The sequence below is a fragment of the Rossellomorea vietnamensis genome, from assembly GCF_001305855.1.
Classification (GTDB): Bacteria; Bacillota; Bacilli; order Bacillales; family Bacillaceae_B; genus Rossellomorea; species Rossellomorea vietnamensis_A.
In genome coordinates this window covers 118,628-140,231 of the sequence record NZ_LIXZ01000009.1, presented here as the reverse complement: position 1 = coordinate 140,231, position 21,604 = coordinate 118,628, and the positions used below count along the sequence as shown (strand labels likewise).

Annotated in this window: 17 protein-coding genes and 1 other annotated feature (1 of these 18 only partly in view); of the genes, 5 read left to right on the top strand and 12 right to left on the bottom strand. The window is 45.0% G+C overall.

Annotated features, from left to right (window positions below):
• Positions 1-281 precede the first annotated feature (281 nt).
• From rarD to AM506_RS13435, 6 genes are all read right to left on the bottom strand, one after another.
• The gene (gene rarD, locus AM506_RS13460; protein ID WP_060672998.1) at positions 282-1,196 is read right to left on the bottom strand and encodes an EamA family transporter RarD; all 915 of its coding nucleotides are present in this window, start codon (positions 1,194-1,196) and stop codon (positions 282-284) included.
• Positions 1,197-1,269: 73 nt separating this feature from the next.
• A complete protein-coding gene (locus AM506_RS13455; protein WP_060672997.1) occupies positions 1,270-2,865 on the bottom strand; it encodes an amidohydrolase in 1,596 nt (531 codons plus the stop codon).
• A 115-nt stretch (positions 2,866-2,980) separates the two neighbouring features.
• The gene (gene mbcS / locus AM506_RS13450) at positions 2,981-4,564 is read right to left on the bottom strand and encodes an acyl-CoA synthetase MbcS (RefSeq protein WP_060672996.1); all 1,584 of its coding nucleotides are present in this window, start codon (positions 4,562-4,564) and stop codon (positions 2,981-2,983) included.
• A gap of 687 nt (positions 4,565-5,251) precedes the next feature.
• On the bottom strand, positions 5,252-5,458 hold the full coding sequence (locus AM506_RS13445) for an alpha/beta-type small acid-soluble spore protein (protein WP_060672995.1): 207 nt from the start codon (positions 5,456-5,458) through the stop codon (positions 5,252-5,254).
• A gap of 86 nt (positions 5,459-5,544) precedes the next feature.
• On the bottom strand, positions 5,545-6,756 hold the full coding sequence (gene thiI / locus AM506_RS13440) for a tRNA uracil 4-sulfurtransferase ThiI (protein ID WP_060672994.1): 1,212 nt from the start codon (positions 6,754-6,756) through the stop codon (positions 5,545-5,547).
• Positions 6,753-7,904, bottom strand: coding sequence for a cysteine desulfurase family protein (locus AM506_RS13435; RefSeq protein ID WP_060672993.1), 1,152 nt, complete (start codon positions 7,902-7,904; stop codon positions 6,753-6,755). The genes thiI and AM506_RS13435 overlap by 4 nt, the downstream gene beginning before the upstream one ends.
• Positions 7,905-8,229: 325 nt before the next feature.
• On the opposite strand from AM506_RS13435, the gene brnQ reads away from it, so the two are divergent.
• The gene (gene brnQ / locus AM506_RS13430) at positions 8,230-9,570 is read left to right on the top strand and encodes a branched-chain amino acid transport system II carrier protein (protein ID WP_060672992.1); all 1,341 of its coding nucleotides are present in this window, start codon (positions 8,230-8,232) and stop codon (positions 9,568-9,570) included.
• Positions 9,571-9,632: 62 nt separating this feature from the next.
• On the opposite strand, the gene ezrA is transcribed toward brnQ, so the two are convergent.
• Positions 9,633-11,330, bottom strand: a complete 1,698-nt coding sequence (gene ezrA, locus AM506_RS13425; RefSeq protein WP_060672991.1) for a septation ring formation regulator EzrA — start codon at positions 11,328-11,330, stop codon at positions 9,633-9,635.
• A 492-nt stretch (positions 11,331-11,822) separates the two neighbouring features.
• On the opposite strand from ezrA, the gene hisJ reads away from it, so the two are divergent.
• Positions 11,823-12,614 carry a histidinol-phosphatase HisJ gene (gene hisJ / locus AM506_RS13420; RefSeq protein WP_060672990.1) on the top strand — a complete coding sequence of 264 codons (792 nt, stop codon included), beginning with the start codon at positions 11,823-11,825 and terminating at the stop codon, positions 12,612-12,614.
• Between the two features lie 44 nt (positions 12,615-12,658).
• Here the strand turns inward: hisJ and refZ are convergent, their stop codons facing one another.
• Complete coding sequence (gene refZ / locus AM506_RS13415) at positions 12,659-13,312, bottom strand: forespore capture DNA-binding protein RefZ (protein WP_060672989.1); 654 nt, start codon at positions 13,310-13,312, stop codon at positions 12,659-12,661.
• Positions 13,313-13,592: 280 nt separating this feature from the next.
• Here refZ and AM506_RS13410 point away from each other — a divergent pair, with 280 nt between their 5' ends.
• Both AM506_RS13410 and AM506_RS13405 read left to right on the top strand, forming a co-directional pair.
• On the top strand, positions 13,593-14,078 hold the full coding sequence (locus tag AM506_RS13410; RefSeq protein ID WP_060672988.1) for a GAF domain-containing protein: 486 nt from the start codon (positions 13,593-13,595) through the stop codon (positions 14,076-14,078).
• Positions 14,079-14,280: 202 nt separating this feature from the next.
• On the top strand, positions 14,281-14,922 hold the full coding sequence (locus AM506_RS13405) for a phosphatase PAP2 family protein (RefSeq protein WP_060672987.1): 642 nt from the start codon (positions 14,281-14,283) through the stop codon (positions 14,920-14,922).
• A 48-nt stretch (positions 14,923-14,970) separates the two neighbouring features.
• Here AM506_RS13405 and megL read toward each other — a convergent pair whose 3' ends face one another.
• From megL to AM506_RS13390, 3 genes are all read right to left on the bottom strand, one after another.
• Complete coding sequence (megL, locus tag AM506_RS13400) at positions 14,971-16,152, bottom strand: methionine gamma-lyase (RefSeq protein ID WP_060672986.1); 1,182 nt, start codon at positions 16,150-16,152, stop codon at positions 14,971-14,973.
• Positions 16,153-16,613: 461 nt separating this feature from the next.
• Positions 16,614-18,431, bottom strand: a complete 1,818-nt coding sequence (locus AM506_RS13395) for a sensor domain-containing diguanylate cyclase (protein WP_060672985.1) — start codon at positions 18,429-18,431, stop codon at positions 16,614-16,616.
• A 41-nt stretch (positions 18,432-18,472) separates the two neighbouring features.
• Positions 18,473-19,072: a hypothetical protein gene (locus AM506_RS13390; RefSeq protein WP_060672984.1), complete on the bottom strand. Its 600-nt coding sequence runs from the start codon at positions 19,070-19,072 to the stop codon at positions 18,473-18,475.
• 338 nt (positions 19,073-19,410) lie between these two features.
• Between AM506_RS13390 and rpsD the strand changes: the two genes are divergently transcribed.
• Positions 19,411-20,013: a 30S ribosomal protein S4 gene (rpsD, locus tag AM506_RS13385; RefSeq protein ID WP_034765742.1), complete on the top strand. Its 603-nt coding sequence runs from the start codon at positions 19,411-19,413 to the stop codon at positions 20,011-20,013.
• Positions 20,014-20,141: 128 nt separating this feature from the next.
• On the opposite strand, the gene tyrS is transcribed toward rpsD, so the two are convergent.
• Positions 20,142-21,404: a tyrosine--tRNA ligase gene (gene tyrS, locus AM506_RS13380; RefSeq protein WP_060672983.1), complete on the bottom strand. Its 1,263-nt coding sequence runs from the start codon at positions 21,402-21,404 to the stop codon at positions 20,142-20,144.
• A 54-nt stretch (positions 21,405-21,458) separates the two neighbouring features.
• Positions 21,459-21,604 (bottom strand) — a binding site (T-box leader) (it continues 63 nt past the right edge of the window).

Here is a 21,604-nt window from a genome sequence, read left to right as displayed (position 1 = left end):
CTCCATCTATCCGCCTCATTTACTTTCTGCACCTTCGACAGTTCGGACTTCATCTTGTATTGCAGACTTATCCAGTGCAACAAGCCTTATATGAGATTCGTGTTCCTCGGACCGGAGGTTTGCCGCCCGCTTCCTTCAGATTCCGGGTCGCCCCGGACACCCTTGCGTTAAGCTAACCGCTACAACTGTCTTCACGGCTCGGGACTCTCACCCTATAGATCACACCCATGCCGGGCGCACAACAAAAACGCTCCAGTCAAAAAAGACTGGAGCGTTTTTCATCATGCCGACAATCTGGCATCCCGTCTGCGCTTTCTCGCATACTGGACACGCGACGCGGTGAAGACCGTCAATGCGAGCCAGATGAACATGAACGATACGAGATGGGTAACAGAAAACTCTTCATGATACATGAATATACCGAGTATCAATGTGATCGTCGGGGCGATATATTGCAGAAATCCGACCATGTAGAGCGGGATCTGCTGGGCACCCTTGGAGAAAAACAACAATGGAATCGCTGTCGCTGCCCCGGCTCCCATCAATAAGAGGTCCGTCCCTGCTGAAACGTGGAAGAGGGAAAGGGTTCCTTCTTTGTACATGTACCCAAGGTAGATCAGGGATAGGGGTGCGATGGTCATCGTTTCGAGTGTGAGCCCGATGGATGATTCCACCTGGATGAGCTTTTTGGCTAATCCGTAAAGACCGAAAGAGAATGCGAGACCGATGGCGATCCATGGGAATTCCCCATATGAAAGAGTCAGGATGAGCACCCCGATCGCCGCTAAGCCAAAGGAAATGATCTGTGCCTTCGAGAGACTTTCCTTCAGGATGAATACACCCAGCAGCACGCTGACGAGCGGATTGATATAGTAACCTAGGCTTGCTTCCACCATTTGATTCGTATTCACGGCCCATATGTAGATAAACCAGTTCGTACTGATCAGTAGTGAAGCAAGCAGCAAAGCGAATAACTGCTTCTTTTTAGTGAGAGATGTTTTCAGATAGTTGGTGAATTCCTTCCAACGCTTGCTGACGAACAAAAAGAGAAGCATGAACCAGAAAGACCAAAAGATACGATTGGCGAGGATTTCATCCGCCGACACATGATTGACCCATTTCCAATAGATCGGCAGAATCCCCCATAATAAGTATGAAAACGCCGTATACAGGATCCCGGCTTGATCTTGCTTCATAAAAACACCCCCAAAACTATTTCTATTTCCGAAATATCTCCATTATATCGGTGAACAGTTTTGGGGGCAATGATTATTTATTTTTTTTATAGACGATGGTCTCGTCAACGATTGTCATATCGACGACTTTGCCAAGTATTTGGTCCGTTTCGACGTTGAATGGGTCGATATCCAAGACGGTGAAGTCTGCTGTGTATCCTTCACGGATCTCTCCCCGATCCTCTTCATGGTGACAGGCATACGCGCTTCCCTTTGTGAAAAGGGATATTGCTTCAAACATCGTCAGTTTTTCTTCCGGACGATACACGGTCCTGTCTGGGTCCAGCGGGTTCGTGCGGGTAACGGCCGCATGAATTCCCCAAAGTGGATTGATCGGTTCGATCGGGGCATCCGACCCGCCTGCACATGGGATGCCTTCATCAAGAAGCGTTTTCCACGCATAGTTGTACTTCATATTTTCTTTTCCGAGTCGTTCAACGACCCATGGGAAATCCGATGCCACAAATCTCGGTTGAATATCCAGGATGAGGGGCAGCCCTTTGATCTTCTCGATCAGTTCTTTACGGAGGATCTGGGCATGGATGAGCCGGTCCCGTCTACCATGAAGGCTTGGTGCCTCCAGGATGCTGTCGACGACATTTTCAAATGCCTGATCCCCGATCGTATGGACAGCAATCGGCAATTCATACTTTCTTGCTTTCTTCACAAGTTCCAGAAGCCGTTCGTTCGTATGGATGCTGACTCCCGTCGTGCTTGGATCATCGGCATATGGATAGCTTAAGAGTGCCGTCCTGCCACCCAATGCTCCATCCGCGAAAATTTTCATGGCGCCAAATTCAATGAATTCATTTCCGCTCAGGAACTGATGCCCATCTTCCTTCCAACCTTCAATCACTTCATGATGGACGAGAAGATGCGCCCTGAATTTTCTTTTTCCTTCGTTGATGGTCTCGAGGAAAGCATTGTATGTTTTCTTGAAGTTTCCGTAATAGCTCAGGTCCTCTGTATGTCCGCCGACCAATCCATTCTCCCAGCAGCTTTCGATCCCTTTGGTCAGGGCTTCGACGAGATACTCGGGCGAAATGGCAGGCAGGGCATCGACCATGAGATCCTGTGCCTTATCCTTTAATAAACCATTCAATCCGCCTTCGTCATCTCGTTCGATCAAACCGCCTTCAGGATTCGGGGTGTTCTCGTCGATGCCTGCATGTTGGAAGGCAAGTGAATTCACCACCATGGCGTGCCGGCAGATCCGTTTCAGAAGCACCGGATGGTTCGGAACGACTGCATCGATTTCCTGTTTGGTCAATACCTCCGCGTCACTCCATAGATTCTCATTCCAACCTTCCCCGATGATCCATTTTCCTTCTTCGACGCCTTTGGCTTTTTCCTTGATGGCATCCAGCACTTCACGCTTGCTGTTCATACTGGAAAGATCGAGTCTCATCAGCGTCTCACCATGACCGATGAGATGCATGTGACTGTCGACAAATCCGGGAAACATGACCTTCTGCTCTAAATCCACTACTGAATCAATCGTGAACTTCTTCTCTAATTCTTCCGTCGTGCCCAATCCTTTGATCAGACCATTCTCTGTAAAAACCGCCTCAACATGATGTCCTTCTTGCTGCATTGTATAGATGGTACCGTTTCTCCATAAAGTTCCCATGATGCATTGCCTTCTTTCCTAAAAGTCTATTTCTCAAATGTATCATATTATAGGAAGATTCTGAAATGATAAAAACCATAAAAAATAGGGAGCCTTGATGGCCCCCTATCCACTATCAGTTTTTCACTGAACTCAGTTCTTTTTGTCTCAGTTCGATTCTTCTGATTTTTCCTGACGTCGTTTTCGGCAGTTCCTTCACAAATTCAATCTTACGCGGATATTTGTAAGGGGCCGTTAAGTCTTTCACATGCTGTTGAAGGGAAGGAATCAGCTCGGGATCCTCCTGATCCACATCTTCACGCAAGACGACAAACGCCTTTACGATCAGTCCCCTTACTTCATCGGGACTTCCTACGACGGCACATTCCTGAACCGATGGATGCTTCACGAGGGCATCTTCCACTTCGAAAGGTCCGATCGTGTAGCCTGAGCTGATGATGATATCGTCCCCACGCCCTTCAAACCAGAAATACCCGTCTTCATCCTTCTTCGCTTTATCTCCCGTAATATAGTAATCTCCCCTGAACTGCATGGCCGTACGCTCAGGATCTTTATAATAATTTTTGAACAGGGCAGGCGTTTCCACGTGAACCGCGATGTCTCCCACTTCACCTGTTTCACAAGGGTAGCCTTCATCATTGATGATTTCGACCCTGTTTCCAGGGGTCGGTTTCCCCATTGATCCCGGTTTCAGTTCCATCCCTTTCATGATTCCGACAAGGAGGGTATTCTCCGTTTGACCGTAGCCGTCACGGACTTCGATCTCGAAGTGTCTCTTGAAGGCATCGATCACTTCCCTGTTCAAAGGCTCTCCAGCCGACACGGCGCTGTGCAGGTGATCGAGCTTATATGTTCCGAGGTTATCCACTTTGGCCATCAGGCGATACTCTGTAGGCGTACAGCACAGGACGTTGACGTGATTGTCCTCAAGCATTTGAAGATATTTGTTCGGGTCGAATTTCCCTTGGTACACAAGACCAGTGGCACCTGAACCGAGGACAGACAGGAACGGACTCCAAATCCACTTTTGCCAGCCAGGGCCTGCCGTTGCCCACACCGTATCCCCTTCTTCGATGCACAACCATTCACGTGCCGCAGTTTTCAGGTGAGCGTATGCCCATCCGTGTGTGTGGACAACCCCTTTGGGATTCCCCGTCGTTCCTGACGTGTACGATAGGAAGGCCATATCGTCCCGTTTCGTATCGGCGAATGCAAGGTCTTCAGAGGCTGATTTCATTTCTTCTTCAATGGCAATCCAACCGTCCTGCTTTTCCCCCACTACGAACTTCTTGAGATTTTCCATGCCCCTTACGTTTTCAAACTGCTCCACGAATGGAGAATACGCCACGATTCCCTTCACATCCCCATGATCGATCCGGTACTCGAGATCCTTCGTCCGCAGCATCTCAGAGCTTGGAATAACGACTAATCCGGATTTCAATGCTGCAAGATAGACAGCATAGGCTTCAATTAAGCGGGGAACCATGACAAGGATGACGTCCCCTTTTTCAAGCCCCTTCCCTGAGAAAACGTTTCCAATTTTATTTACATTCTTTAATAATTGTTTGTATGTAATGTCTTCTTTTTTACCTTCTTCATTTTCCCACTTGATGGCAAGCTTCTCTCCATCACTTGCAAACTTCTCTACCTCTTCCACCAAATTATACTTTTCCGGTGCGATCAATTCTTCCCTCTTCACGTATGACTCCCCCTTGTTTGTCGATTCTTCTCTATTATACAAAATAATTTAAATTTTTAAAATTATTTGGTTATATTTTGCTCATAAGCAAAATATGAGGTTTTTCGACAAACATAACTTAAGAAGTGAGTAGTAGTTGATTTCCGCTCCAGGTGCTCGCTTTCCACGGGGCTGGCGGTGAGCCTCCTCGGCTGCGCCTCCGGGGTCTCACCTGTCCAGCGTTTCCCGCAGGAGTCGAGCACCTTCCGCTCCAATCAACATTGGTTTTATAATTCATAAAAGGATAAACATCAGAATTTTTAACAATTATTATGGATGATGACCAAGATAACAATGCAATTAAAGGCACTGGATTATTCCAAACAAAATCTTTGGATTTTTTGTTGTTTTTGTAAAAGGGTATGATGTGTATTTAGCCGGCTCTAGCTGTTGATTGGAGTGCAAGACGAAGACTCCTACGGGAAAAGCGGAATAGGTAAGACCCCGCAGGAGCGAGAGCGACGAGGAGGCTTGCCTTCCGCCCGAGGAAAGCGAAGTCTTGCACGGAAATCAACAGCGGTGTAAAAAGTGAGACAAAAAATTTTATACGATTTGATCGTCTTTAGATTGAACCACGAAAACAAATTTCTTTTTTATACAAATAGAAAAGGAGCGGGGAATCCCGCTCCTTGTAGCCATTGTATTTAATTATTTTGAGTATCCGCCACCGATTTGTTGTTCAGCCATTTGAACTAAACGTTTAGTGATTTCACCACCTACAGAACCGTTAGCGCGTGCTGTTGCATCTGGACCAAGTTGAACTCCGAATTCAGAAGCGATTTCGTATTTCATTTGGTCGATTGCTTGTTGAGCTCCTGGAGCTACTAATTGATTTGAACTGTTGTTGTTTGCCATGTGTTTTCACCTCCTTGTTGAATATAGATTGTGTAAAAACACATGGCTTCATACAAGGATTTTCTTTGGTAAATTATCCTAAATTTTTAGAGTAATTCGTCAAAGGTCTTTTCTGTATCGGAACTGGTCGAACCGTCGATTGTCATCGTTTCTATACCGTCTACAGCTTCTTTAAGCAGCGTTTCGAAATCAACGAAGCTTTCATAGTACTCCACTTTTTCTTTTTTAGGTCTTGTCTTCGGTGCAGGCGGCGTGAATATCGTACAGCAATCTTCGTAAGGCAGAATCGAAATATCATGGGTATCGATCTTCTGGGCGATGTCGATGATTTCAAGCTTGTCCATGGCGATGAGAGGTCTTAACACCGGTGTGTTCGTCACGTCGTTAATCGCCTGCATGCTTTCTAACGTCTGACTCGCCACCTGGCCGAGGCTTTCCCCGGTAATGAGGGCCAGTCCTTCATTCTTCTCACGGATTTGATCCGCGATCCTCAGCATCATCCGTCGTGTTGACGTCATCGTATAATTTTCAGGAACCTGATCATGGATCGTTTGCTGCACTTTCGTAAATGGGACGATGTGAAGCTTCACTTTTCCGCTGAAGGCAGAGAGCTTCTTCGAAAGGTCGATTACCTTTTGCTTCGCCCGTTCACTTGTAAACGGAGGGCTGTGAAAATGGACGGCTTCGATCTCCACTCCTCTTTTCATCGTCAGATATCCGGCGACGGGACTGTCGATTCCGCCTGAAAGCATCAGCATCGCTTTCCCGCTCGCCCCGACCGGCATCCCGGTGGACCCTTGATAAATTTCAGAAGAAAGATATACGCCTTCTTTTCTTACTTCAACATTAAGTTGAATATCGGGATTTTTCACATCGACCTTTAATCCGTCCAAATTGCGGAGGATATAGGACCCTACTTCATAATTTAATTCATTCGTGTCGAGTTCAAACTTTTTATCCGCTCTTCTGGCAGCCACTTTAAAGGTTTTGCCCGGGGAAAAGCTCTTTTCGACGAGAGCAAGTCCTGCTTTCATGATGTCCTCCATATTTTGAGGGACTTTAACGACAGGACTGAATGATTGGATCCCGAAGATTTTTTCAAGTCTCGGGATGATTTCCTCTGCGTTTTCATCTCCCAATTGGATGTGGAGGCGATCTCTGCTCGCCGCAACGGAAATCGTCGGGAAATCCTTCAGCGTGTGCAGGATATTTTCACGGAGCTTGGCTGTGAACATTTTACGGTTTCTTCCTTTGGTCGAAATTTCACCGTATCGTACGAGTATGCGATTATATTTCATCTTGATCTCCTCATTGTATGTTGTAAAGTTTCGATTTCTTTTTTTAGTAATTCAATGAATTCTTGGCATTCTTTCATTGTGTTATGGAAGGACAGGCTGATCCGGATCGAATTACCGGCAAGGTTGTCCGCTACACCCATGGATAAGAGGGTCTGACTTGGTTTGCTTTGCTTTGATGAACAAGCGCTTGTTGTCGATACGTACACTTCATGCTGATCGAGGGCGTGAATGAGTACTTCCCCTTTAAAATCCGCCACTGAAAAATTCAGGATATGCGGTGCATGATCCCGTACCGGTGTATGAACCGTCACACCTTGGATTTTCTCCAGCTCTTTCCTCAGGAATTGTTGGTTTTCTTCCATTATAACCAACTTCTGTTTGCTTTCTTCCATATGCATCCGGAGTGCCTTTGCGAAAGAGACGATGCCGCCGGTGTTTTCCGTGCCGCTTCGCAGGTTCCCTTCCTGCTCGCCACCTGAGAGGATAGGCGAAATCTCAAGTCCGTCCCTCACATAAAGCATGCCGGTCCCTTTGATGCCATGAATTTTATGAGCGGACAGGCTGCATAAATCGATGAGCTTTTCGTCGAGAATAAGGGGGACCTTCCCGCAGGCCTGTACTGCATCGACATGAAAGATGACTTTTGGATAACTTTTCAGGATCTCAGCGATTTCCCTGATGGGCTGGACGCTCCCGATCTCATTATTCACCTGCATCACCGAAACAAGGATCGTGTCATCCTGAATCGCCTCTTTCAATTCTGAGGGAAGGACCTTGCCTTCTGCATCCACGTCGAGGTACGTGGCTGTGTAACCAAACGATTCTAACTGCTTAAAGGCGTTGATGACGGAAGGATGCTCAACTTTAGTCGTAATGATGTGTTTCCCTCTGTTCCCGTATTGCAGGGCGGTTCCTTTTATCGCCAGATTATTTGATTCAGTCCCGCCAGAGGTGAAGAATACCTCTTTAGCCTTTATTCTTAATAAAGAAGCGATCTGCTCCCTGGATTGTTGAACTAACTTTTCCACCTGCCCTCCGAATGAATGGATGGACGATGGATTGGCATAATAGCTTTCATTTACTTTCAGGAATGTGTCCAGTACTTCCTTATATGGCTTGGTTGTCGCACTATTATCAAAATAGATCAAAGTTTACACCTTCTTTTACATGACGCTTTTATACTCAATCATTAATCTTACCATAAATCCTGCCCATCCCAAATGAAATTCATTTTGGCGGGAGAATAAATTATAGTAGAAAAACGATTTAACATATCAGTCACAAATATTTTTTCATTTACCAAAAATTATTATTGAAAAATGACAGAATTTTTGCGAGAATCTTAAAGGTAACAGAAATCGAAGTTATTTAAATATACTAAATTGTAAGACTATTTAGTTTTTCGACATTTTTCTACAAACTTATGATAAGATATTTTTGCTTATGATAACGATTACAAACGGAGGGGTATATATGAACGAGAAGTCGCTATCATTCAGTCAGATCTTGACGATTGGATTAATGCTCTTCGCTCTTTTTCTTGGAGCAGGTAATATGATCTTCCCGCCATTCCTGGGGCAGCAGGCCGGAGAACATGTCTGGACGGGTATCATCGGCTTTCTTATGACGGGAGTGGGGCTTCCACTACTCGGTGTCATCGCCATTGCGAAATCCGGAGGCGATCTTCAGACACTCGCAAGCCGAGTACATCCATTATTCGGACTTATCTTTACAATTGTTATGTACCTGGCAATCGGGCCGTTCTTCGGAATACCACGGACCGGAACCGTCGCCTATGAAATCGGGGTCATCCCATTTTTACCTGAAGAAACAGCGAAATATGGAGTTCCTTTACTGATTTATACGATTATCTTCTTCGGTTTGACGGCATGGCTTGCGATGAATCCGTCAAAGCTTGTTGACCGGATCGGGAAGATCTTGACACCTTCCCTTATCGTCATCCTGACAATCTTAGTGGTCAAAAGTATCATCAGTCCGATGGGGGAATTCGGTACACCGCATGAAGCCTATCAGGATGGACCATTATTCAAGGGCTTCATTGAAGGATACCTGACCATGGATACGATCGCTGCTTTAGTGTTCGGGATTGTCGTCATCAATTCCATTAAAGACCGCGGTATCACCAATAAGTCCAGCCTGACCCGCATCACGATCATTGCTGGATTCATTGCGGCCGCAGGACTTGCCCTTGTGTATTTATCTTTAAGCTATATCGGTGCGAGCAGCACGGATTCCATCGGCGTGCAGGCAAACGGTGGAGCGATCCTTTCAGCTGCAGCGAGCCATTTATTCGGTTCAATGGGGACGATCATCCTCGGACTTGCGATTACGTTTGCGTGCATTACGACATCAGTCGGACTTGTATCGGCATGTGCACAATTTTTCGTGAAAATCCTGCCGGTATCTTATCCTAAATTGGTGATCATCATTTCTCTATTCAGCATGATCATCGCCAATATCGGATTGACCCAGTTGATTGCCGTATCATTACCTGTTCTCATATTCATTTATCCCTTGGCGATTGTACTGATTCTTCTATCATTCATGCATAATGGATTCAACGGTTACTCCCTTGTTTATGTAGGGGCATTGATTCCAACAGGTCTCATCAGTTTGATCGATGGTATCAAGACCGCCGGCATTGATGTGACAGCCGTCAGCCAATCACTTGAATTCCTTCCCTTTTATACTCAGGGAATCGGCTGGCTTGTCCCGGCTATGATCGGTGCCATCATCGGATTCGTCATTGCCGCACTCCTAGGACAAACCAAACGGACGATCGAAGCCAGTTGAATTCAATCGTCCAATGAAAAAAGGACTGATGTAGATTGAAACGTCTACATCAGTCCTTTTTATTATGATCTGTCTTCAAGATCCATCATTTTCTCGATTTTCTTCAGTGCGCCCGGCTCCACCTTCTCGATGGTTGTGGCCGCTTCTTCCAACGCTCTGCGGTAATCATATTGACGGAAGGCTTGTTCAGCCGTCTGAAGACCTTCCCGTACCGAACTGTATTTGCTGCGGTAGCGATTTCCATATTGAATGATCTTCTCGGATAAGAGAACATTCTCGATCAGGTCTCCCGTTTTCATATAGAAATGGTCGACCGTATCCTCAGCACCCAATAAGGTTTCCTGGATGAACTTCATGTTTAAAGGCTTTTCCGTTAAGCTCGCATTCACTTGTTCGATCTTGCGGTGGACTTCATCAAGAAGATCCTTGTAATCGGCCGGTAATCCGGGTACATTGCTTTTTGAAATCATCCGGCTTGCTTCAGCCACCTTTTTCTTAAGCTCCTGGATTTTTTCCCTTGTGGCCAATTCATCTTTACGAAGGTTCTGCAAATAGACGGAGAACTCACTTTGCTGTTGATTCAGTTCTTCCAGTCCACTTCTGATTTCTTTCAGCTCGTCACTTAAATTCGAGAATGCCGTCGCATTCGTTTCTTCCTTGTGCATCAGCATTTCATGTCGTTTTGAAAGCTGGATGATCTTCTTATCAATCTCGTCCGGTGTACTAAGGTCCGTATCATGAAGATGGTAGCCTTGTTTCACGATACTGACTTCCGATTGAATATCATCATTGTCTTCCTTTGCCTTGATGAGTCCTTCCGTCGTCTGGTCTCTGTACTGCTCTACAAAATGTTTGGCATGGACTTCTTTTTCCAGTAAATCGTAAAGGTTTTCGACCTTCACTTTTATTTCCTGCATGCCTTCTTCCACTTCTTCGACCTGAAGCTCCTCAAGATTTTTATTAAAGTGTTGCAGGGTTTCCTTCAACGAGGCCACTTCTTTGTCCACCTCAATATGATCAAGGGTGTATCCCTGATCCTTCATCTCGACATATCCTGCTTCAAGCTCGGATAATTGGGAAGGCAATACGTTTTCAAAGTCGGTGATCAGTTTCGGTACCGTCTCCATTTTGTATGCAATATCTTTCATTTCCTCTGCAAGGCTAAGCACGATCTCCCTTGCATCCAGATAATTCCCCTGCTCCGTCAGCTCATTGAACTGTTTGATTTGTTCAGAAAGCTTATCAAGGACAGCTTCTATGTGCTTTGCCGTTTGACCATATGTATGACGATAGGCGAGCAATTGTTTCTTGCTGTTACGGAATTCTTCTTGAAGAGCCTCGATTTCCTCGCGGTTCTTCTCTTCGCTGCCGACCAATTCATTTAATTCGCTCAGGATCTGCTCGATTTTCTTTTCGGTATCGGTGAGAACCTGATCGATTCTGGACAGGATCTCTTTGGTTTTATTAAAGCGAAATTTATCGGTGTACTCTTCTGCATCGAATAGTAGTTCTTCAACATCAGGAAGCTGCACAGCAACAATCTCATCCCATCCCTGTCTCCAGCCGTCAAACAATTCTTCTGTCTGACCTGTCATATTCAGTTGCTTCACTCTGGAAAGTTCGTCTGAAACCGGTTTGTTCATGATATCGATTTTCCAGGCTTCATACCGATCGATTTCGGCGTAATATTTCTTTCTAGAGATAAATCCGATTAGGAATACGATTAAGATAAGTATTATTCCAGCGATGACGTATTGCATCTTAAGCCCCCTGTTCAACTATTCAGTAGACATCTATATGAATGTGAATGTTTCATTAATAATTTGTCATTGCTATAATGATACCATGTTAACGACATTTTTTGACTATTAATTTCTAATTTTTCAGTGATAAAAAGTCAATTTTAGCAAAAATAAGGGGAATTGAACATTATTATTAGATTTGGTGCCTATGTAGAGTAGCATTTTACATCGGTAGGATGAGTGAGTGGTGGTTGATTTCCGTTCCAGCTGCTCGCTTTCCGCGGGGCTGGCGGTGAGCCTCCTCGGCTGCGCCTGCGGGGTCTCACCTGTCCAGCGTTTCCCGCAGGAGTCGAGCATCTTCCACTCCAATCAACTTATCTAGTTTCTACTTACTTTTGCAATTGGGGCTAGTGATTTCATTCTCTTTATTCCCCTATGAAATTTACAATATCTCTATCATTTTCCATTTTAAAAGAACTAATGATTATTAGAACAAGGAAGTGAAGTTTGATGACTAAGGTTGATGGGCATGTGCATACGCCTTTTTGTCCGCATGGAAGTACGGATTCTTTTGAGATGTATGTGGAGAGGGCGATGGCTCTTGGTTATAATGGTATAACGTTTACGGAGCATGCTCCGCTGCCGGTTGGGTTCAGGGATACGACGCCTGAACAGGACAGTGGGATGGATCCTTCTCGTCTGGAGGACTATTTTGAAACACTTGACAGCTTGAAGGAGAGATACAAGGACCGGATCACGATCCGCTCCGGGCTCGAGGTCGATTATATTGAAGGGTTTGAAAAAGAGACGGCAGAATTCCTTTCGATCTACGGGCCGCGGATGGATGACAGCATTCTTTCTGTTCATTTTTTACAGCACCGCGGGAAGTGGGATTGTCTTGATTTCAGCCCCGAAGTGTTCGAATCCATGATGAGTTATTATGGGTCGGTTGATGAGATCTATAAGCGGTATTATAAAACGGTACTGAAATCGATCCAGTCAGACTTAGGCTTTTATAAGCCGAAGCGTATCGGTCACATCACCCTCGTTACGAAATTTCAGCAGATGTTTCCTTCTTCCCGGACGTTTTCTGATGATATTTCCCTTATCCTTCAGGAAATGGCCGCAAGGGATTTGGAGCTTGACTATAACGGGGCGGGCTTCGTGAAACCATATTGCGGGGAGTCCTATCCGCCGCCGGATGTCATCAAACAGGCGCGCGCGTTGGGGATCAAAATCGTCTATGGATCTGATGCCCACACGGCTGACGGCCTGAATCAGGGAAGAGCCTTGATGAAATAATAAAAAGAAAGACCTCTTCTTCAACCTGAGAAGAGGTCTTTCTTTCAGATGATCAGCTCTTTCTTCATGACTTCTTTCGCTTCAGAAACGAGGAGGAGATCGATCCACTGATCAATGTTTTTATAATATTGATCAATGAAGTAATATTCCTGAGGGAACATCTGCCACACTTCCCTTAACTGCTGGCTGTGAAGGAATGGCATCGTCAGCATGGACTTGAGCTGGATGACGAGGAAGCTGACGGGCTGTTTTTTCAAGGCATGGTCCTTCATCCCCTGTTCGAATAGCCGTTTCATATAATGCCTTTCTTTCATTAAATAGGAAGAAATGATTTCCCGGACCACCTGGGAATCGATGGATACCTCCCTCCAGATGAATCGGGATAGTTGATGATTTTCGCTTTGGAATTTCAATATTTTATAGACGGCCCGCTTCAGGCACAGATCGGCACTGACATAATTCAACGCCTCCACCTCTTCCTGAAGGAAACGCAAATACGGTTCAAAGAAATGGGTGAAGCACGCTTCCAATACTCCCTGCTTGCCTTTGAAGTAATAGGAAATCGTAGCTGGATTCACGCCCGCCCTCTTCGCAATATCCCTGACGGACGTCCCATCGAAACCATGATCATAAAACAGGTACACAGCCGAATTGAAAATGCACTCTTTGGTCGACTTGGAGGTATCTAGTTTTTTCATATTTCCCCTTCTTTCTTGTATATTAGGCGAATGAAAAAAACAGTGGCGAGGATCAATGTATAAAAACTTCTCAGAATTAAACTAAATCATTGAAGGTTATGAAAAAATATGCTAAAAATGGTTCAATAGATGTTTCTATTATAAATTGTTTACACTAAGAATTCGTGTTTTCGTATGGTTTTCCTTTAAGTATTTCTCGACAGGATTTGTCGCTTGGGGTTCCTGCGATAACGCTTAGACATGAAATAGCGCAGAATATGTAGAATTGGGGGAGTTTATGATGTTTCAAGCAGAAAAATATCAAGGTACAAAGGAACAGGGCTTTGGTCTTGTCACGAAACAATTGAAGGCTTTATTGGAAGGTGAATCGAATCAGATCGCGAATTTGAGCAATGCTTCCGCCTTACTGAACCAATTCATGGACCGTATTAATTGGGTTGGCTTTTATTTGGTTGAGGAAGAAAGCAATCAATTGGTACTCGGGCCTTTCCAGGGACTTCCTGCATGTGTAAGGATTCCATTGGGAAGAGGGGTTTGCGGTACGGCCGCCAGTGAGCAGAAAACGCTGCGGATCGAGGATGTCCATCAATTCCCCGGCCACATCGCCTGCGACGCTGCCTCCCAATCCGAAATCGTCATCCCTCTCGTCAAAGACGGTAAACTGATCGGGGTCCTCGACATCGACAGCCCTGAAAAAGCACGATTTGACGAAGATGACCAAAAGTATTTGGAAATATTCACAGAAGAACTTTTAAGACATCTTTAATACTGTATAATAGGGATAAAGCCCTGCCGGGAATATGATATTTCCGACAGGGTGTTTTTTGCTGGAATAAATTCGGTGACTTGCTAAAAAGTTCACGTTTTCCTCCCCTCCTTAAAGGGAAAAGAGTAACATACATGAGAACTTTACACAGTGATATCCCATACAATATCCAGAATGGAGTATAGGTAAAAAGAGGTGTGATATGAAAGCTAAGATAAAAGACTTACCCTATTTATTATGTTTGCTGGTGATGCCGGCATTAGGTTATTTATATACACTATTGAATACGGATGCCCGGGAAGCGGTCATCCTATCTACGACCATTGATGAATGGATCCCATTCGTGCCGGTTTTCATTGTGCCGTATATATTATGGTACGCCTTTATTTTAGGATACCTTTTTTATTTTTGGTATAAAGATGTCCAGACATTCCTGAAGACCCTTGGCATCATTGTCATCGGTGAATTGGTGTGTTTTGTCATCTACTTTTATTTTCAAACGACGGTACCACGCCCCGATGTTGCGGGTGACGGGTTGTTTGTCGACCTTGTCCGGATGATCTATAGTCATGACCAGCCTTATAATGCGTTTCCAAGCATCCATGTTTTAACGACATTTGCCATCATTCTCGGAAATTTCAATATTAAGGATAAACATCTGTTCCACACTGTATTTGCGCCGGTGATGGGATCACTGATCATCCTTTCCACCCTGTTTGTGAAACAGCATTTTATCCTCGACATGACAAGCTCTATATTTTTATCGGTCTTCCTTTATGGGATCATGTTCGAGCTTTATGGAGTCAGTACAAAGAAATCCAAGCAAGCCTATGTGGAAAAATAATAGAAAAAAACAGGAAGGAACCATTGGACGGTTCCTTCCTGTTTTTTATTAGGCTTTATCCAACGCCTGCAATAAATCACTCCAAATATCCTCCGGTGCTTCAAGCCCTACAGAGAGCCTCAGAAGTGAATCATTGATCCCCATGCTCTTTCTTGACTCTTCAGGTACGACGGCATGAGTCATGGTGGCCGGATGCTGAATCAGCGTCTCGGCATCTCCCAGGCTGACGGCGATCTTGATCATTTCGAGATCATCCATGAACTTCTGGGCTTCTTCCTTGGACCCTTTCAGCGTAAAGGAAATCATCCCGCCCGGTTTTTTCATCTGCTTCTTCATGACCCCGTGCTGAGGATGACTCTCATGTCCGGGGTAAATGACATTTTCAACTGCCGGATGGTCGGCTAAAAGATCGGCAATCTTTTCAGCACTCTCACAATGGCGATCCATTCGTACAGCCAGGGTCTTTAATCCCCGCAACAGCAACCATGCATCAAATGGGGAAATGATTCCTCCGATATCCTTCTGAGTCGTCATCCGGATCTCGGCCACCTTCTCCTGTGAACCGACGACGAGGCCGGCGACGACATCCCCATGGCCACCGATATATTTCGTTGCGCTGTGGATGACGATGTCGCATCCAAGCTCCAGCGGTCGTTGCAAATACGGTGAACAGAACGTATTATCGACTACGACCGGAATCCCCTTTTCCTTCGCAACCTTCACAACGAGTTCCAGATCAATGAGCTGCATCGTCGGGTTGATCGGGGTTTCCACATAGATGCAGCTGGTATTTTCCGTAATTTTCCCGCGGATCTCCTCTTCTGAATCCATGGAAGAAAAATCATGTCCGATCGCAAATTTCTCCTGGAGGAGCTCTAGTAAACCGAACGTACATCCGTACACTCCTTGGGAGCAAAGGATGTGATCACCTGATTTTGTCAGGGAAAACAGCACTGCGCTTACGGCCGCCATACCTGAACCGAAGGCGAGAGCCGCTTCTCCCCCTTCCAAGGATGCCATCCGTTCTTCCAAGATCGCTACCGTCGGATTCCCCAGTCTTGAATATATATATCCTTCTTCTTCACCGGCGAATCGATTTTCACCTTGTTTCGCATTTGCGAAGGTATAAGTAGAAGTTTGGTATAATGGAGGTGCTAAACTATCAAAATGTTGAGACGATTGATATCCCTCGTGAATCACTCTAGTTTCAAAACGTTTCTCTTCTTTCATGCAGTATTCCTCCCAGTATTCCCTTTAAGTCTAAGTAACTACTATTCTAGAATATGATAATCCGGATGAAAAAGAAAGCGTTTACACTAAAGTGGTAAAGGAAGTAGGTTAAAAGCTGTTTCTTAATCTTTGTTTCTATACAAAGTGACGCGTTGGTTGATTTCCGCTGCAGGTGCTCGTTTTCCGCGGGGCTGGCGGTGAGCCTCCTCGGCTTCGCCTGCGGGGTCTCACCTGTCCAGCGTTTCCCGCAGGAGTCGAGCACCTTCCGCTCCAATCAACTTACAAGCCTGTGTTATGCATAATTAGTAAAGTTAAATCCCCAACTTTTCCCACAAAGAAGATTTGCCTATCAACACCTTCAAGTTATACCGCTTCATATCAGATTCTGGAAAATTCATTCAAAATAAAAAACAGGAAGAACCATATCGGCTCATCCTGTTGATTTTTTTAAAAAAGTTGTTTTACTGACAATCCTTCACAACCTGGTTTTTTCCGTTATTCTTGGCCAGGTAAAGTGCTTCGTCGGCTTTTTTGACTAGTTCTTTGACGGATTTGGGGCAGTGTTCATCTTCTGCTCTCCATATGGATAGTCCGCAGGATAGGGTGACGGAAGGGTCGGTTTTCAATGGGACGTCCTTGATGATGCGTTCTGCGATTTCCATCCCTTTTTTACGACCAAGTGATGGCAGGTAGACGGCCAGTTCTTCCCCTCCCCATCTTGCGACGAATCCGTAATGGCTGACGATCCCCTTGATGAGATTCGACACTTCTATGATGACTTCATCCCCGATTTGATGACCGTAGTTGTCGTTGATGGATTTGAAGTCGTCGATATCGATCAAGAGCAGTGTACCCAGTTCATCCTTATTCATGGACGATTCCATTTCATCATCCAAGTAATTCCTGGCAAACAGTTTGGTCATGTGATCGGTGATGACCATATGCTCCAGTTTTTCACGCAGGGTGGCATTGGTGATGGCCAGGGTGGAGTGATGGATGAACGATTGCAGCAGCTTGTACATATCAAATGAAAACATATACGGTTCTTTATGGAGGACCACACAGAATCCGATCAGTGCTTCATTTTGAACCATGGGAGCAGCCATGATCGACGGATAGGCTGTCGCTTCTTCAAACCGATCACTGACATCCCCCAGAAAGATGGAGTCCTTCTCCTCTTCAATCCGCTTCTTAACGTATGAAATATAACTCCTGCCGATCTTTTCAAAGAACACAGGGGAGCTTTCGTCCAGAATGGTATACTCCCCTTTTTGAAGGAGGACGAACCCAATGGCGGATGCCTGGAATGAACGCTTAATCTGTTTCTTTAAAAACAGGACCGTTTCAGTTAAACGTAGATTTAAGTTTAATTGATGGGACGTTTCATTGATGAGCTGAAGATCGGTGATGAGCCTCTTCGACTGTTCATAAAGCTTGGCGTTCTCCAGGGCACTCCCCGCTGTATATGCTAAGAGGCGGATGAACTCGATCTTCTGATCTGTAAAGGTATCATGGGAAACGGACTTCACCTCAAGGACCCCATAGATCCCCTGCTTCCCTTTTAAAGGTGCATAAAGGATATCTTCTTCGCCGGACTCAATGCTTCCATTCACAAATGCCTGCATGGCCGATTCAGTGGCACGGTCAAAATCGAAATTCTTGATGGGCAGTTCGCCGAATTCATACCGGTCATTGGACAATAACAAACGGAACTCATCAATCGGGAATACCTGTTTCAACGTCTCGATGATCTGTACAAGGAGCGTATGAACATCCCTCGTTGAATGGAAGATTTCTGTCACTTTGAATAATTCTCTATATCTTCTCTCGTCTTCAAGGACGGTCTGGATGCCGCCTGTATGCTGTAAAAACTGATTGCTTGCCTTCCAAAAGGAATGAAGCCAGCTTTCATCGACCCACCCTCTCGAATCCTCCGTCTTCACTTGGAGGATCGCCAAAGGACTTCCATCACTCTTCGTAAAGTGAAACTTAATGGAAGAAAGGTCTTCCTTTTCTATCAGGACAGGACCGAGGATATACTCCTCTGACGCTTCAGCAAGTGTGAGGGGAGCACTACCATTCTGATGTGGCTGGTAAAGGAAATAGGTAGAATCAGTATAAAAATACAAAAATGCCTGATCGATTTCCAGGCAATCCTTTACAACCGTCAGCCACTTTTGCAATTGAACGGAATGATCTGCGTCTGCTGACATTTCTTCATATATTAAATCGAATAACTTTGACTTGTATTCATGCAATGCATGTTGGATAACGTACATTTTTCTCACCCACACCTGAAAGGTTTGTGAAGCAAATTACATCACCGGCTCCTGGCCAGTACCATTTCCTTCTGAAAGACAACCAGCCATACTGAATCGTCTCCTGATAAGGAATGGATTTCTTTCGGTTCCCCGCTTTTGTCTGTAAGATCCAGTTGCACATCAACAGCACCCTGAGGAATGCTGATGAATCCGGTGTCTTCCTGAATATGAAAGGACTGCCGGCTAGAAATGACGGAATCAGGAGCACTATCACGCTCCTGTAAAACTTCCAAAGATTCGGAAAACAGTATCCATTTCTTCTCTTCTAACTGGACCCAGATCCCATTCTGTTCCTTTGTAACGCCAAGCATTTTCACTGGATTATGTAACGACACACTATGTAATACCTTAAAGTAATATTGGTTTTTTTGATCAATTTCATATATGACAAGCACCGGCTGCTCTTCTACCATCTTTGCCACTGCGATGACAGGGTTATGATGTTCGTCTCCCCTGGACAATACTTCGGCATGAATGGCGGGTTTCATCTCCCCGGCTTTTTCGGATGTGGAGGAATAAAGGAAACCTCTCAATACGACAAGCAGACAGATACCGATCAATAGATATCGAAGAAGTTTATCTCTCTTTGATTCCTGCAAATCTGCTCACCTATTTAACATAATTTTCAACTTTCATTATATCACAACAAATGACTTATGGACTATTTTGTTTGTGCAATCGAGATCGTTCTTTTATAGAATCTATAAAATACTTCCTTGACTTCTAATCTCTCGCATCATATAATATTCTTTGTGTAAAATAATGCAGCTTCAGTGAAGTCCTTTATGCTCGTATTTTGTTCCTCTACACTTTGAGGTGTATCTTGTAACCCTCTGCTGCTAGGGCGAAGGTACATGAAAACAAAATGCACATAATTGTTTATTCACAGGTGTTTTTATTTTACAACAAAATAAAAACAATAAAGGAGGAGTCATTCATGGCTCGATATACTGGCCCAAGCTGGAAATTATCCCGTCGTCTTGGAATCTCTCTAAGCGGTACGGGTAAAGAATTAGAAAAGCGTCCTTACGCTCCTGGACAACATGGTCCTAACCAACGTAAAAAAATCTCTGAGTACGGTTTACAACTTCAAGAGAAGCAAAAACTTCGTCACATGTACGGAGTAACTGAGCGTCAATTCCGTAACCTATTTGACCAAGCTGGCAAATTACAAGGTAAACACGGTGAAAACTTCATGGCGCTACTTGAGTGCCGCCTGGATAATGTTGTTTATCGTTTAGGTCTTGCTCGTACTCGCCGTCAAGCACGTCAACTTGTTAACCACGGTCACGTTACAGTGAACGGATCTCGCGTAGACATCCCTTCATTCCGCGTTCTTCCTGGTCAAACAATCTCAGTTCGTGAAAAATCACGCAACCTTGACATCATCAAAGAAGCGATGGAAGTGAACAGCTTTGTTCCTGAATTCCTAACTTTCGATGCTGACAAATTAGAAGGTACATTCACACGCGTTCCTGAACGTTCTGAATTACCAGCTGAAATCAATGAAGCTCTTATCGTTGAGTTCTACTCTCGTTAATCTTTATGAAAGAGACACTGTCCATTTTTATGGGCAGTGTTTTTTTGTGTATATTTTTAACTAAAAAAGCACGGCACCCGCTCCAAAATAAGAGAAACGGATACCGCGCTGATAGATTGTATATTCTATTATACGTACTGAATTCTGAAATATTTCTTCTTTCCGCGTCGGAGGATCGTAAATTGTCCTTCGATCTTGTCCCCTTCGCCCATTACATGCTGAAGGTCCGTTACACGTTCCCCGTTGATGTAAATCGCACCGTTCCCGACATCTTCACGTGCCTGACGCTTGGAAGGCGAGATTTTTGCATTGACGAGGAGATCGATCAACCCGATTTCTTCCCCTTTGGATTGTTCAAAGGATGGTACGTCTTTGAATCCTTCCAGAATTTCAGAAGCTGATAATGACTTGATGTCACCGCTGAATAGCGCTTGAGTGATGCGGATCGCCTGATCAAGGGCTTCTTCTCCATGGATCAGCTTTGTCATTTCTTCGGCAAGCGTCTTTTGTGCTTTGCGAAGATGAGGCTCTGTTTCAACCGACGCAGCGAGTGCCTCGATTTCTTCATGAGAAAGGAATGTGAAATACTTCAAGTATTTTACCACATCGGCATCAGCCGCGTTGATCCAGAACTGGTAGAACTCATATGGGGACGTCTTCTTCGGATCGAGCCATACCGCGCCGCTTTCCGTTTTCCCGAATTTCGTTCCGTCCGCTTTCGTGACAAGTGGGATCGTGAAACCGAATGCCTTCGTTTCTTCCTCATGTGTACGTCTGATCAATTCAAGGCCGGTCGTGATATTCCCCCACTGATCGCTGCCTCCGATCTGCAGCTTACAATTGTAGTTGTCGTAAAGATGATTGAAGTCCATCGCCTGCAGAATCGTATACGTAAATTCAGTGAACGAAATACCCGATTCCAGACGGGACGAGATCGTATCTTTCGCCAGCATGTAATTCACACCCACATGCTTACCGAAATCACGAAGGAATGTGACAACGTCCATTGCTCCGATCCAGTCATAGTTATTCACCATCACTGCACCATTTTCCCCTTCGAAATCGAAAATGCTTTGGAGCTGCACTTTAATGCTCGCTACATTTCCCTGAATCGCTTCAACCGTCTGCAGTTTACGCTCTTCGTTCTTACCACTCGGGTCACCGATCAAACCTGTTGCCCCTCCAACCAGTACAAGGGGACGATGCCCTTGATTCTGGAAACGGCGAAGCGTCAGGAATGGAAGCAGATGCCCGATATGCATGCTGTCCGCTGTCGGATCGATTCCACAGTAAATGGAAATGCTCTCTTTATTCAATACGTCCTTCAAGCCTTCCGCATCCGTTTGCTGATACGTGATCCCACGCCATTCCAAGTCCTTTAGTAAATCCATCTTTATTTCCTCCTTTTGATAAACAAGCTGACAACAAAAAAGTCCCTGCATATATGCAGGGACGCTGTCGCGCGGTACCACCCAAATTAAGGAATATCATCCTTCACTCATTCGAAATAACGGCTCTCACCGTTTGCCGCTACTAGTGTTCACGGCAAAAGCTCCAGGATGTAATTCATCGGCCTTTTGTGTCAGTTCAC

Coding starts and splice junctions, on each gene's coding strand:
- AM506_RS13445 (WP_060672995.1), bottom strand. CDS start 5,458: ATGGCAAACAACAACAGTTCAAATCAATTAGTAGCTCCAGGAGCTCAA.
- AM506_RS13410 (WP_060672988.1), top strand. CDS start 13,593: ATGTTTCAAGCAGAAAAATATCAAGGTACAAAGGAACAGGGCTTTGGT.
- tyrS (WP_060672983.1), bottom strand. CDS start 21,404: ATGGATTTACTAAAGGACTTGGAATGGCGTGGGATCACGTATCAGCAA.
- brnQ (WP_060672992.1), top strand. CDS start 8,230: ATGAACGAGAAGTCGCTATCATTCAGTCAGATCTTGACGATTGGATTA.
- hisJ (WP_060672990.1), top strand. CDS start 11,823: ATGACTAAGGTTGATGGGCATGTGCATACGCCTTTTTGTCCGCATGGA.
- AM506_RS13455 (WP_060672997.1), bottom strand. CDS start 2,865: ATGGGAACTTTATGGAGAAACGGTACCATCTATACAATGCAGCAAGAA.
- megL (WP_060672986.1), bottom strand. CDS start 16,152: ATGAAAGAAGAGAAACGTTTTGAAACTAGAGTGATTCACGAGGGATAT.
- rpsD (WP_034765742.1), top strand. CDS start 19,411: ATGGCTCGATATACTGGCCCAAGCTGGAAATTATCCCGTCGTCTTGGA.
- rarD (WP_060672998.1), bottom strand. CDS start 1,196: ATGAAGCAAGATCAAGCCGGGATCCTGTATACGGCGTTTTCATACTTA.
- AM506_RS13405 (WP_060672987.1), top strand. CDS start 14,281: ATGAAAGCTAAGATAAAAGACTTACCCTATTTATTATGTTTGCTGGTG.
- refZ (WP_060672989.1), bottom strand. CDS start 13,312: ATGAAAAAACTAGATACCTCCAAGTCGACCAAAGAGTGCATTTTCAAT.
- thiI (WP_060672994.1), bottom strand. CDS start 6,756: ATGAAATATAATCGCATACTCGTACGATACGGTGAAATTTCGACCAAA.
- AM506_RS13395 (WP_060672985.1), bottom strand. CDS start 18,431: ATGTACGTTATCCAACATGCATTGCATGAATACAAGTCAAAGTTATTC.
- ezrA (WP_060672991.1), bottom strand. CDS start 11,330: ATGCAATACGTCATCGCTGGAATAATACTTATCTTAATCGTATTCCTA.